Genomic DNA, 13,031 nt, shown 5'->3' on the forward strand with positions numbered 1-13,031 from the left:
TCAGCAGCCTTTGTCGCTGGCAGGGCAGCACTGGGGAGCTGTCACCTCGCAGCGGGCGCCCGCGCAGCAGTTCTCGGTCAAATAGCGCAGAACGCCATCCATGCGCGCAAAGTCTGCGCGGTAGACCAGGTTGCGGCTCACGCGCTCCTGCGTGACCAGGCCCGCATGGACCAGCTCCTTGAGGTGAAAAGACAGCGCCGTGGCCGCAACGCCCAGCGCCTCCACCAGCACCGAGGGCGTGAGCCCGTCAGCCCCGGCCACCACCAGCGCACGAAACACCTGCAAGCGGACGTGGTGGGCAAGGGCAGCCAGGGATTTGATGACATGGTCTTCATTCATATTTCAATGATACTTGAAATATTGAAATAAAGCACCGAAAAAATTAGTGTTTGCCAGCAACGCGCCCGAAAAGCCCATGGAGCCCTGGCAGCCGGTAGCGAGGTTGGGTCACGGGGTATCGAGCAGATAGAGCCGGCTGGCCCATGAATCAGGCCGTGGGTGCGTTCAAGACCGCTTCATACGCAAGCAGATCCGCTTGGGAAAAGCAGCAGAAGACCACCTCTTCAATGGGGGTGTGTGCAGACAAGCTCTCTCGAACCGTGCGCACTGCCAACTGAACAGCCAACGCCATGGGATAGCCAAAGATGCCCGTGCTGATGCTGGGAAAAGCGATGGATGCCACCGACTTCTCCTCAGCCAGCGCCATACAGCGCCGGTAGCAAGCAGCCAGCAGCTCCGGCTCGCCCTTGTTTCCGCCTCGCCACACGGGCCCCACGGTGTGGATGATGTAGTCCGCATGCAGCCGGTAGGCCTGGGTCAGCTTGGCATCCCCTGTTTTGCAACCACCCAACAGCCTGCATTCATGTACCAGGTCCGGGCCTGCTGCACGGTGGATGGCACCATCCACACCACCACCGCCCAGCAGCGACGAGTTGGCGGCGTTCACGATCGCTCCCACATGGAGTTGGGTGATATCGGATTGGACGGCGTGCAGACGTGTGGACATGGGCGAACAGCTCAATGGTGGACAAACAAGGCCCCTGCAAAGGGCGGGCAGCGGTGCCAACGCATCATCGCAGACTGCGCTGGCAGGCTTTGCAACAGGACAAGCCTCTTTGATAGCCATCAACAAGGGCTTGCTGAAGACTCGCGCCAATCGGTGTCCCAGATCAGCGAGAAGCCATGCCACCCACCATGCCGGCGCCCCCAGCCAAGCCCGCGGACGCAGTAGAATGGCCCGCACTTGTTCGCAAAGAAGCCGGTGACAATCCGGCACGGTCGCGCCACTGTATCGCTGCCGCAGGCCCCGGGCTCGCCCCGCGCCTTGCGCTGCCAAGTCAGACCTTTGTGCCAAGCCACCCCCGAACCAGCTACAACCGGTATCCGCCCGCTGGTTTGCCTAGGACGCGCTTTTCCTGGAGTTCCCATGCAGACACCTGCCCCCAGCCGCCGCTTGGCGCTGCCCTTGCACCCTGCGCTGTGGCGCACAGGCCTGGCCTGGCCGTTGGCGGGATGCGGCCGCTAGGCGGCCAGCACTCGTCCAGCGCCGGCCCTTGCCCCCGCCCCGCCTCCCCCCTTTTTGTTTCAGACTGCCCCGCGCACTGCGCCCACCGGCCCCGCCGCAGGCTTGCCCGGCAGCCCTCCCCTTTTTATTTGGAGACATCCCCCATGCGCACCAGCCAGAAGATTCCAGCCACCATCGTCACCGGCTTTCTGGGCAGCGGCAAGACCACCTTGCTGCGCCATATCCTGTCCAACGCCAACGGCCGCCGCATTGCGGTGATCGTCAATGAGTTTGGCGAGCTGGGCATCGATGGCGAGATCCTGCGCGGCTGCGGCATTGGCTGCGATGACGAGAATAGCGAGCAGGCCGGCCAGCTCTATGAACTGGCCAATGGCTGCATGTGCTGCACCGTGCAGGAAGAGTTCTACCCCGTGATGCGCAAGCTCATCGAGCGCCGGGACGATATCGACCATATCCTTATCGAGACCAGCGGCCTGGCCCTGCCCAAGCCCCTGGTGCAGGCCTTCAACTGGCCCGAGATCAAGAACGCCTGTACGGTCGATGCGGTGATCACCGTGGTCGATGTGCCCGCCGCTGCGGCCGGCCAGTTTGCCGCCAACCCCGCCGCCGTCGATCTGCAGCGCAAGCAGGACCCCAACCTCGACCACGAGTCGCCGCTGCATGAGCTGTTTGAAGACCAGCTCATCTCCGCCGACCTGGTGGTGCTGAGCAAGCTTGACCAGGCCAGCGCCGCCGACCGCGCGGCCGTCGAGGCCCTGGTGCGCGAAGACATTCCACCCGCCGTCAAGATCGTCGCTGCCGACCATGGCCGCATCGACCTGGATGTGGTGCTGGGCCTGTCCAGCGCGTCTGAAGAGAGCATCGAATCGCGCAAGGGCCACCACGAGCACGAAGCCGGCCATGTGCATGACGAGCACGACCATGACGATTTCGACTCGGTCGTCGTGCAGCTGGGCGAGGTGGAGCGCGAAGCGCTGCTGGCCCAGCTGGCCGAGGTCGTGGCGCAGCAGACCGTCTACCGCATCAAGGGCTTTGTGGCCCTGCCCGGCAAGCCGATGCGCCTGGTGGTGCATGGCGTGGGCAAGCGCTTTGACAGCTACTTTGACCGCCCATGGCGCGCCGATGAAAAGCGCGCAAGCCACCTGGTCTTTATCGGCCATGACCTGGACGAGGCGGCCATCCGCGCCCAGCTCGCTGCCAGCCCGGTCGGAGCGCTCTGATGCATTTGCTCGCGGTCCAGCCCGGTGGTTTTGTCGACGACGAGGCCTTTGTCTCCAGCCTGGGCCAAAGCCCGGCCGACATCGTGATCCTGAGCGCCGCAGACACCACCTTGGCCCTGCTGGCGCAAGCCTATGAGCAGCTGCGGGCCGGCATGGATGGCGAGCAACTGCCCAGCGTCCGGCTGGCCAATCTGATGTACCTGCGCCAGCCCGCATCGGTCGATCTGTATTCCGATGAGGTGCTGCAGCATGCCAAAGTCATCATCATCGACCACCTGGGCGGCGAGAGCTACTGGCCCTATGGCACCGAGCGCGTCATGGCGCTGTGCCGTGCCCACAAGATTGCGCTGGCCATGTTCTCGGGCGACAGCAGTGAAGACCTGAACCTGCTGCAAAAAAGCACGGTGGCGCAGCAAGACTGCCGCAGCTTGTGGCGCTACCTGCGCGAAGGCGGCCTGGCCAATGCGCGCGAGCTGTTCCGCTTTGTCTGGCATGGCCTCTTGGGCGGCCCGCATGCGGCGCTGCCCCCGCGCCCCTTGCCGGCGGTGGCCGTCTACCACCCAGCGAGCGACGAGGCCACGGTCGCCACCTGGCAGCAACCCGGCCCGCTGCAGTGGCAGCCCGGCGCGCCGGTGGTCATGCTGCTGTTCTACAAGGCGCATCTGCAGTCGGGCAACACCCAGGTGTTTGCCGACCTGTGCCAGGCCCTGCTCGCCAAGGGCATGAACCCGCTGCCGCTGGCCTTGCAGTCGCTCAAGGACGCTGGGTGCCTGGCGGCCTTGCAGGCGCTGTGCGCCAGCGAAGACGTGGCGCTGATCCTCAACACCACCGCGTTCTCGCAGGCCTCGCTCGATACGCCCGGCGACCATGCACTGGCCGGCGACATCCCCGTGCTGCAGCTGATCCTGTCGGGCAGCAACGAGCAGACCTGGCTGGACAGCACCCACGGCCTGCAGCCGCGCGATATTGCGATGCATGTGGCGATGCCTGAGGTCGATGGCCGCATCATCACGCGGGCGATCAGCTTCAAGGGCCTGTCACACCGCAGCGATCTGACCCAGTCCGATGTGGTGCAGTACCAGGCCCACCCCGAGCGCATGGGCTTTGTGGTCGAACTCGCCCAGCGCTGGTGCCAGCTGCGCCGCAAGCCCAATGCCGACAAGCGCCTGGCGCTGGTGCTGGCCAACTACCCCAGCAGCGAAGGCCGCATTGGCAATGGCGTGGGGCTCGATACACCAGCGTCGGTCATCGAGATCCTGCGCGCGCTGGCGGCAGACGGCTATGCCGTCGATGCCATGCCCGCAGACAGCCAGGCGCTGATGGATCTTTTGCAGCAAGGCATCACCAATGCGCCCGACTCCTGGGCCACACGCGCCGCCTGGCAAAGCCTGAGCCTGGCCGACTACCTGCAGTACTTTGACAGCCTGCCCGCCGAAAATCAGCAGGCCATCACCGCGCGCTGGGGCGCGCCCGCACAAGACCCGATGCTGCGCGACGGCCGCTTTATGGTGGCAGGGCTGCGCCTGGGCCAGATCTTTGTCGGCGTGCAGCCGGCACGCGGCTACCAGCTCGATGCACTGGCTGCCTACCATGACCCGGATCTCGTGCCGCCGCACTACTACCTGGCCTTCTACCACTGGCTGCGCAGCCAGTGGCAGGCCGATGCGATGGTGCATGTGGGCAAGCACGGCAACCTCGAATGGCTGCCCGGCAAGAGCGTCGCGCTGTCGGCCAACTGCTGGCCCGATCTGGTGCTGGGCCCCCTGCCCCACCTCTACCCCTTTATCGTCAATGACCCCGGCGAAGGCACGCAGGCCAAGCGCCGCGCCCAGGCCGTGATCATTGACCACCTGATGCCCCCGCTCACCCGCGCCGAGAGCTATGGGCCCACGCGCGATCTGGAGCGCATGGTGGACGAGTACTACGAGGCCGCCACCCTGGACCACAAGCGCGCGCAAATCCTGCGCCAGCAGATCCTTGCCCACATCGTGCAGCACGACCTGCACCAGGACCTGGGCCTGCAGGCCCCCGCCAGCGACGAGGAAGAGCAGCAGCTGCTCAACCGCACCGATGCCTACCTGTGTGAGCTCAAGGAAAGCCAGATCCGCGACGGCCTGCATATCTTCGGCGTCTCGCCCGCCGGCCGGCTGGAGATGGACACCCTGCTCGCCTTGGCGCGCCACCCCGTCGGTGGTGGCAAGGGCGCCAACCAAAGCCTGGTGCGCGCCATCGCCCGTGATCTGGGCCTGGACTTTGACCCACTCGATGCCAACTGGGCCGAGCCCTGGACCGGCCCGCGCCCCGCATTGCTGCAAGATCTGCACGAGCAGCCCTGGCGCCACCACGGCGACACGCGCGAGCGGCTGGAGCTGCTGGCCTTGCAAATCCTGGTACCCGGTGCAGCGCTGCCTCCTGAACTTGCCGAACTCTTAGAAGGCCACACCCAGGCCGTGCTGGCCCGCGTGCAGCAGGATCTGCGCCCGCGCCTGGCTGCCTGTGGCCCGCAAGAGCTGCTGCAGCTGCTGCGCGGCCTGGCGGGCCGCTTTGTGCCGGCGGGCCCGAGCGGCGCGCCCACGCGCGGCCGGCCCGATGTGCTGCCCACCGGCCGCAATTTCTTCTCGGTCGATACCCGGGCCATCCCCACGCAAACCAGCTGGGGCATGGGATTCAAATCTGCCCAGTTGCTGGTCGAGCGCTACACGCAAGAGCATGGCGAGTACCCCGTCACCATTGGCCTGTCTGTGTGGGGCACGGCGACGATGCGCACTGGTGGCGACGATATCTCGCAGGCCTTTGCGCTGATGGGCGTGCGCCCCACCTGGGCCGATGGCAGCTGGCGCGTCAGCGATTTTGAGGTGCTGCCGCTGCATGTGCTGGGGCGGCCCCGGGTCGATGTGACCTTGCGCGTCTCGGGCTTTTTTCGGGATGCATTCAGCAATGTGATCCGCCTGTTTGATGCCGCGGTACAAAAGGTGGCGGCGCTCGACGACGAGGACGCCGCGCAAAACCCGATCCGCGCCCGCGTGCTGGCCGAGGCCGCGCAGCTGCAACAGCAAGGGATGAATGCCAAGGAGGCGCGCCACCAGGCGGGCCTGCGCGTGTTTGGCGCCAAGCCCGGCAGCTATGGCGCCGGCCTGCAGGGCCTGATCGACAGCGGCCAGTGGCAAAGCGACGAAGACCTGGCCACCGCCTACCGCAACTGGGGCGCCTATGCCTACGGCCAGCACGACGATGGCAGCCAGGTGCCCGAGACCTTTGTGCGGCGCCTGTCTGAGATGCAGCTGGTGCCGCACAACCAGGACAACCGCGAGCACGATGTGCTCGACTCGGGCGACTACTACCAGTTCCAGGGCGGCATGGCCGCTGCCGTGCGCCACTACAGCGGCCAGCAACCGGCCCTGTACTTTGGCGACCACAGCAACCCTGATTCGCCGCGCATGCGCAGCCTGCAAGAAGAGATCAGCCGCGTGGTGCGCGCGCGCGCCACCAACCCCAAGTGGATCGAGGGCGTGCAGCGCCATGGCTACAAGGGCGCGTTCGAGATTGCCGCGACCGTGGACTACCTCTTTGCCTTTGATGCCACGGCCCGTGTGGTGCGCGACGACCAATACGCCCGCGTGACCGATGCCTTTGTCGCCGATGACACCACGCGCGCCTTTATGCAGCAGCACAATCCGCAGGCCTTCCACGGCATGTGTGAGCGCCTGCTCGAAGCCATACAGCGCGGCCTGTGGCAAGCGCCTGGCGACTACCCCCAATTGCTGGAGACCCATTTGCTCGAGACCGAACACCTGCTGGAGATGCGATGAGCACCGCCAACGATCTGCACTTTCCCTTCAGCGCCATTGAGGGCCAGGCTGCGCTGCAGCAGGCTTTGCTGCTCTTGGCCGTCGATCCGCAGCTGGGCGGCGTGCTGGTGGAAGGCCCGCGCGGCACCGCCAAATCCACCAGTGCCCGCGCGCTGGCTGCGCTGCTGCCCAGCGGCCATTTTGTCAATCTGCCGCTGGGCACCACCGAGGAGCAACTGCAAGGCTCACTCGATCTGGAAGCTGCCCTGCAGTCCTCTGCGGTGCAGTTCCGCCCCGGCCTGTTGGCCCAGGCGCACCAGGGCATCCTGTATGTGGACGAGGTCAACCTGCTGCCCGATGGCCTGGTGGACTTGCTGCTCGATGTCAGCGCCAGCGGCACCAACCGCATCGAGCGCGATGGCGTCTCGCACCAGCATGCCGCGCGCATTGCACTGATCGGCACGATGAACCCCGAAGAAGGCCAGCTGCGCCCGCAGCTGCTCGACCGCTTTGGCCTGTTTGTGCGCCTGCCCAATGTGCCTGATGTGGACACGCGCAAGCGCATTGTGCGCGCCCGCATGGCCTTTGATGCGGACCCGGCCCAGTTCTGCGCCCGCTATGAACAGGCCCAAGCCCAGCTGCGCCAGCAGATTGTGGCCGCGCGCGAACACCTGGCCCAGGTGCCCTGGCCCGAGGCCATCTTGGATGCCGTGGCGCAGCTGTGCCAGCAATCGGGCGCCGAAGGCGTGCGCGCCGACCTGGTGATGCTGCGCGCCGCGCGCGCCCAGGCCGCGCTGGCGGGCCATGCCGAGGTCAGCCTGGCCGATGTGCAGGCCGTGGCCGAGCTGGCGCTGGCCCACCGCCGCAATGCCGATGCCGCGCAGCCACCATCGCCCAGTGGCCAGGCCAACGATCAACAAGACCTACATCAACAACCGCAGCGGCAACAGCCAAACCAGGCACAGACCAAGCCCCAAAACGGCCATGCCGACACCGCCAGCAGCAGCCCCAACGCCGAGCGCAACCAGCCCGATGGCTGGGGCGGCATGGCCGCGCCGCGCCATACCGGTATCGAGCCCGTCAAGGCCCTGCGGCCCTTTACCGCAAAAAAAGCCTGACGCGCCCCAGCCTGGCCGGCAAGGCCAAGCTGGGGCGCGCGCAGAGCACGCAGCGTGCCGGGCGCCTGCTGGCAACGGCCAGCCAGCGCATTGACTGGCCCCGCAGCCTGGCCGCCAAAGGCCAGGCCCCCTTGGCGCGCCCGCACCTGCGCTACCGCAAGCAGCCCGCCGGCGCGCAGCTCATGCACTGCGTGCTGCTTGATACCTCGGCCTCCATGCTGCGCAGCCAGCAACTCGCCCGCGCCAAGGGCTACCTGCAGGCCTTGGCCGACCAGGCCTACCGCCAGCGCGACCGGCTCTGCGTGCTGGGCTTTAGCGGCGACAGCGCCTATGTGATCCAGGCAGGGGCCAAGGCCCAGGCCTGGAACGAGGGCTGGATCCGGCCCATTGGCGGCGGCGGCGGCAGCCCTTTGGCCAGCGCCATTGCCTTGCTCGAGCGCCTGCTGCAGCGCGCCCGCCGCCAGGGCCCCGTGCATGCCGGTGTCTGGCTGCTGACCGATGGCCGCTTTGCGCAACTGCCCGAGCGCCCCCGCTGCGCCGAGCAGATCACCGTCGTCGGTTTTGACCGGGTCGGCCTGCCCTTGCAACTGAGCCAGCGCCTGGCAGCGCGCTGGCAGGCCGATTGGATGTCCGCATAAGCCAGCTGCCGCCGCCATCTGATGGCGGGCTTAAACGCAAGTTTGATGCAGTGCGGTTTCCCCATCCCAGCGCTGCCCGGCACCCTGCTACGAGTAGGGAGATGCCCCGCGTAGTTGCCCCAAAGCAACATACATACACACCCTACAAGTAGGTATTCACACTGGATCACCGCTTTTTAGGCCGCAGGCGCTGCGATAGCTGCAGGAGCCGCCACGCTTTTAAATACAATTCGTTCTCATTCCTAACACTCATCCCCTGGCCAACCACGCTGCGGCGCCCCTGACCGGCGCCGTTGTGCTGTGCCCGCCTCGTTTTTTGCTGCCCTCACCATGTCCGCATCCACCCGCACTTCGCGCAAGCCATCGGGCACCCGCCCGGCCCTGAGCCAGATCACAGCAGCCGTCCTGATCAGCCTGGCGCCAGCGGCCAGCGCGCTGGCCCAGACGGCAGCCGCGCCAGCTGCCGATGACGCGCCAGTGGCAGAGAGCACCCTGGAGACCATCCAGGTCTCGGGCGATCTGCTGGGCAGCGGTCTGCAAAACCAGCTCAAGACCTTTGCCGGGGCTCGCACCATCGTCGACAAGGACGTGATCGAGAACAGCGGTGCGTCGAGCATTGGCGATGTGATGCGCCGCATCCCCGGCGTGCAAAGCAGCGACAACTCCGGCACCGCCGGCAGCGCGGTGTCGCTCAATATCGGGGTGCGCGGTCTGACCGGCCGCTACTCGCCGCGCTCGACCGTGCTGCTCGATGGCGTGCCGCTGGCCGTGGCGCCCTACGGCCAGCCCCAGCTGTCGTTTGCGCCGGTGAGCCTGGCCAATATCGAATCCATCGATGTGGTGCGCAGCGGCGGCGCGGTGCGCTACGGCCCGCAAAACGTCGGCGGCATCATCAACTTCAACACCCGCGCCATCCCCACCAGCAAGGACATCACCGGCGACGTGACCCTGCGCTACAACGGCTTTGGCAAGGGCGGAGAGAACAACACGCTCTACAGCACTTTCCTGGGCTCGCAGCTGGACAACGGCCTGGGCTGGGCGCTGCTGTACTCGGGCATGACGGGCTCCGAATGGCGCAAGGACAGCGATGAGCGTTTGAACGACGTGGCGCTGAAGTTCCGCTACGCGCTGTCGGGCAGCTCCGAGGTCTACGGCAAGCTGTCATACTACGATGTGCGCTCCAACACGCCCGGGGGCCTCACGGTCGCCCAGTACAACGCCAACCCCTTCCAGAACACCCGCCCCACCGATAGCTGGGACGGCGAGCGCAAGGGCCTGGACCTGGGCTATATCAACACCATCTCGGACACGCAGGAGTTCGAGATCCGCGCCTACTACAACGACAGCGCGCGCTCGAGCCGCCTGATCAATGCCGCGCAGACCCAGATCAACTACCAGCCGCGCAACTACCAGACCCTGGGCATCGAGCCGCGCTACACCCAGCGTTTTGCGCTGGGCAGCAGCACCCACGATGTGACCGTGGGCTACCGCTATATCCGCGAGCGCGGTGACGACAACAGCAGCCTGCTGAACCTGTCCACCAACGTGATGGGCGCCACCACCTCGTTCGACAATGCCACCGATGCCCATGCCGGTTATATCGACGACCGCATCGCCATCGGCGCCTGGCGCATCACCCCGGGCGTGCGCTTTGAGCACATCCAATCCGAGCGCGATGACCGGAGTGGCGCGCAAAGCTTTGACACGCGCAACAACAAGTGGCTGCCCTCGGTCAGCGTGTCCTACCTGGTCAACCCGGCCCTCACGCTGTTTGCCAACTACACCACCTCGTTCGGCCCGGTGCAGAACATCCAGCTGAACTCGCAAACGGCGGCCAACCCACTGCGCCCCGAAGTGGCCAAGACCAAGGAGCTCGGTGCCCGCTGGCAAGACAAGCAGTGGCGCGCCGAGGCCACGGTGTTTGACCTGCGCTTTGACAACCAGATTCTGCAGACGCCTGGCGTCGTGCCCGTCACCTTTGCCAATATTGGTGCCACCAAGCACCAGGGCCTGGAGCTGGCGCTGGAGTACAGCTTTGACAAGGCCAGCGCTCTGGCAGGCACCACCGTGTATGGCAACTACACCTACACCAAGGCGATCCAGAAATCCGGCACCACCGCCGGGCTCGATGTGCCTTTCTACGCGCGCAACACCGACACCGTCGGCGTGCGCTATGAGCGCGATGCCTGGGGCTTTAACCTGTCGAGCACGCACCAGAGCAAGCAGTACTCGGACCTGGCCAACACCGAGGCCGAATCGGCCAATGCCAATGCGGGCCGCATCCCCGGCTTTCGCCTGTGGAACGCCCAGGTCAGCTGGAAGGTGCCGCAGTACAAGGGCAGCGAAATCATGGTCGGCGTGAACAACATCGCCGACCACCGCTACTACACGCGCAATGTCGACGGCAACCCCGGCCGCATGGTGGGCGCGCCGCGCACCTTCTACGTCCAGGGCCGCTACGCGTTCTGATCCACCTATTACCCGCCTTCGTAACACAAGACCCGCAACACCTGATGCGGGTCTTTTTTGCCGATGGCTTCGCCTGTTTTGTGACCCTCTGATGACCCCTTCTCGCACCACCGCCCGCTCCGCCCCCTTCCACCCGCTGACCTGCCTGAGCAGCATCGCGCTGGCGATTGCCGCCTGGCCCGCCGTGGCACAAACCGCGTCGGATACGGCCACCAGCGCCACCACCGCTCCGGCCGCTGAAGCCGTGCTGCCCCAGGTCATCGTGCAAGAAAAAGCGCAGGAAGTGGGCTACCAGCCCAAGCGCGCCACCACCGCCACCCGCAGCGATGCCGCGCTGCGCGATGTGCCCCAGGCCATTGCCGTGGTGCCCGCCCAGGTGCTGCAGGACCAGCAGGTGCGCTCCATCGACGAGGCGCTCTACAACGTCAGCGGCATCACCCAGGCCAATACCCTGGGCGGCACGCAGGATGCGGTGATCAAGCGCGGCTTTGGCTTCAACCGCGATGGCTCCATCCTGCGCGATGGCATCCGCACCGTGCTGGCGCGCAACCTCACCTTCACGACCGAGCGGGTCGAGGTGCTCAAGGGCCCCAGCTCGGTGCTCTACGGCACAATGGACCCGGGCGGCGTGATCAATATGGTCACCAAAAAGCCCCAGCTCAGCTTTGCCGGCCAGGTGGGCGCCTCGCTGTCGAGCTATGGCGGCGGCGGTGCCTCGCTCGATCTGACAGGCCCCATCGGCGAGCAGGGCCTGGCCTACCGCTTCATCGCCGATACCAGCGATGTCGACTACTGGCGCAACTTTGGCAAGAACCGCCAGACCGTCATCGCCCCGTCGCTGGCCTGGTATGGGCGCGACACCTATGTGCGCATGTCCTATGAACACACCGACTACGAGCAGCCCTTTGACCGGGGCACCGTGATCGACAGCCGCACCGGCCGGCCTGTGGCCATCGACCGCCGCGAGCGCCTGGACGAGGCCTACAACCGCACCTTGGGCGATTCGGATTTTTTCACCGTGCAGGCCCAGCACAGCCTCAATAGCCAGTGGAAGCTCAACGCCGCCTACAGCTACAACCGCAACCGCTATGACGACTACCAGGCCCGGCCGGTGTCGCTCAACCCCACGACCGGCATCCTCACGCGCCGGCCCGATGGCACGCGCGGGGCATTGAGCCAGCAGCATGTCGGCCAGATCAACCTGGAAGGCAAGCTGCAGGCGGGCGGCATGACGCATGAGATCCTGGCCGGGTTCGACGCCGAAGACAGCAATATCTTCCGCCGCGACATCATCCGGGGCAGCAACAGCGGCGGCTTCAATGTCTACGACCCGGTCTACGGCAACCTGCCCAACGCCACCACGATCGACGAGGCGCAAAGCGCCCAGAGCGACAAGATCCGCCAGCAGGCGCTGTTTGCGCAGGATTCGATCCGCCTCTCGCCCCAGTGGCTGCTGCAGCTGGCCGGGCGTTGGCAGCACTACGACCAGATCGCGGGCAAGGGCCGCCCCTTTGTGGTGGGCAGTGAATCGGACGGCAGCAAGTTCGTGCCGCGCGCAGGCCTGGTCTGGCAGCCCAGTACCGAATGGTCCATCTACGGCAGCTACAGCGAATCCTTCAAGCCGCAAAGCAGCATTGGCAGCGTCATCGGCACCCTGCCGCCCGAGACTGCCAAGGCCTGGGAGCTGGGCACCAAGTGGGAGTCACCGGCTGGCATCACCGCGACCGCTGCGCTCTACGACATCCGCAAGCGCAATGTGGTGGTGAACGAGACCATCGACGGCCAAAGCTATGCGCGCGCCGTAGGCGGTGCCCGCTCGCGCGGTTTGGAGATCGATGCCGCTGGCCGCCTGGGCAAGCAGTGGCAGCTGATTGGCACCTATGCCTACACCGATGCCGCGGTGACCGACGACCCGCAATACCAGGACAACCGCCTGGCCAATGTGGCCCGCCATACCGCCTCGCTCTTTGCCGCCTATGATTTTGCAGCCAGCAGCAGTGGCCGCTGGCGTGCCGGCGCCGGCCTGCGCCATGTGGGCCGCCGCGCGGGCGATGCCGCCAACAGCTTCAACAACGCGGGCTACACCGTGGCCGACAGCTTTGTCAGCTGGGAGCGCCCCTGGAGCGGCCGCATGGTCAAGCTGCAGCTCAACATCAAGAACCTGTTCGACAAGAACTATGTCAGCTCCTCGGGCAGCCCCATCTATGTGTCGCTGGGCGAGCGCCGCCAGGCCGTGCTGCGCGCGGTCGTGGATTTTTAAGCTTGAGCAGTCC

Annotated in this window: 8 protein-coding genes; 6 read left to right on the top strand and 2 right to left on the bottom strand. The window is 66.0% G+C overall.

From position 1 onward, the window contains the following. Positions 1–339 (bottom strand): ArsR/SmtB family transcription factor, encoded by a 339-nt coding sequence (locus F0Q04_RS16795; protein ID WP_182342241.1) that lies wholly within the window; start codon positions 337–339, stop codon positions 1–3. A gap of 148 nt (positions 340–487) precedes the next feature. After that, positions 488–1,006: an O-acetyl-ADP-ribose deacetylase gene (locus F0Q04_RS16800; protein WP_182342243.1), complete on the bottom strand. Its 519-nt coding sequence runs from the start codon at positions 1,004–1,006 to the stop codon at positions 488–490. 662 nt (positions 1,007–1,668) lie between these two features. Between F0Q04_RS16800 and cobW the strand changes: the two genes are divergently transcribed. The 6 genes from cobW (at position 1,669) to F0Q04_RS16830 (ending at position 13,018) form a co-directional block, all read left to right on the top strand. Continuing rightward, on the top strand, positions 1,669–2,745 hold the full coding sequence (gene cobW, locus F0Q04_RS16805) for a cobalamin biosynthesis protein CobW (protein WP_182342245.1): 1,077 nt from the start codon (positions 1,669–1,671) through the stop codon (positions 2,743–2,745). After that, positions 2,745–6,554 (top strand): cobaltochelatase subunit CobN, encoded by a 3,810-nt coding sequence (cobN, locus tag F0Q04_RS16810; protein ID WP_182342247.1) that lies wholly within the window; start codon positions 2,745–2,747, stop codon positions 6,552–6,554. The genes cobW and cobN overlap by 1 nt, the downstream gene beginning before the upstream one ends. Then, positions 6,551–7,651 (top strand): ATP-binding protein, encoded by a 1,101-nt coding sequence (locus tag F0Q04_RS16815; protein WP_182342249.1) that lies wholly within the window; start codon positions 6,551–6,553, stop codon positions 7,649–7,651. The genes cobN and F0Q04_RS16815 overlap by 4 nt, the downstream gene beginning before the upstream one ends. A gap of 131 nt (positions 7,652–7,782) precedes the next feature. After that, on the top strand, positions 7,783–8,289 hold the full coding sequence (locus F0Q04_RS16820; protein ID WP_182342251.1) for a vWA domain-containing protein: 507 nt from the start codon (positions 7,783–7,785) through the stop codon (positions 8,287–8,289). Between the two features lie 330 nt (positions 8,290–8,619). Then, positions 8,620–10,758 carry a TonB-dependent receptor family protein gene (locus F0Q04_RS16825; protein WP_182342253.1) on the top strand — a complete coding sequence of 713 codons (2,139 nt, stop codon included), beginning with the start codon at positions 8,620–8,622 and terminating at the stop codon, positions 10,756–10,758. Positions 10,759–10,849: 91 nt separating this feature from the next. Further along, positions 10,850–13,018: a TonB-dependent siderophore receptor gene (locus tag F0Q04_RS16830; protein WP_182342255.1), complete on the top strand. Its 2,169-nt coding sequence runs from the start codon at positions 10,850–10,852 to the stop codon at positions 13,016–13,018. The last annotated feature ends 13 nt before the right edge of the window (positions 13,019–13,031 follow it).

Source organism: Comamonas koreensis, assembly GCF_014076495.1.
Classification (GTDB): Bacteria; Pseudomonadota; Gammaproteobacteria; order Burkholderiales; family Burkholderiaceae_C; genus Comamonas; species Comamonas squillarum.

What these genes read in the sequence shown, in the direction of transcription:
- F0Q04_RS16795 (WP_182342241.1), bottom strand. Translation starts at nt 339, where the DNA reads ATGAATGAAGACCATGTCATCAAATCCCTGGCTGCCCTTGCCCACCAC.
- F0Q04_RS16800 (WP_182342243.1), bottom strand. Translation starts at nt 1,006, where the DNA reads ATGTCCACACGTCTGCACGCCGTCCAATCCGATATCACCCAACTCCAT.
- cobW (WP_182342245.1), top strand. Translation starts at nt 1,669, where the DNA reads ATGCGCACCAGCCAGAAGATTCCAGCCACCATCGTCACCGGCTTTCTG.
- cobN (WP_182342247.1), top strand. Translation starts at nt 2,745, where the DNA reads ATGCATTTGCTCGCGGTCCAGCCCGGTGGTTTTGTCGACGACGAGGCC.
- F0Q04_RS16815 (WP_182342249.1), top strand. Translation starts at nt 6,551, where the DNA reads ATGAGCACCGCCAACGATCTGCACTTTCCCTTCAGCGCCATTGAGGGC.
- F0Q04_RS16825 (WP_182342253.1), top strand. Translation starts at nt 8,620, where the DNA reads ATGTCCGCATCCACCCGCACTTCGCGCAAGCCATCGGGCACCCGCCCG.
- F0Q04_RS16830 (WP_182342255.1), top strand. Translation starts at nt 10,850, where the DNA reads ATGACCCCTTCTCGCACCACCGCCCGCTCCGCCCCCTTCCACCCGCTG.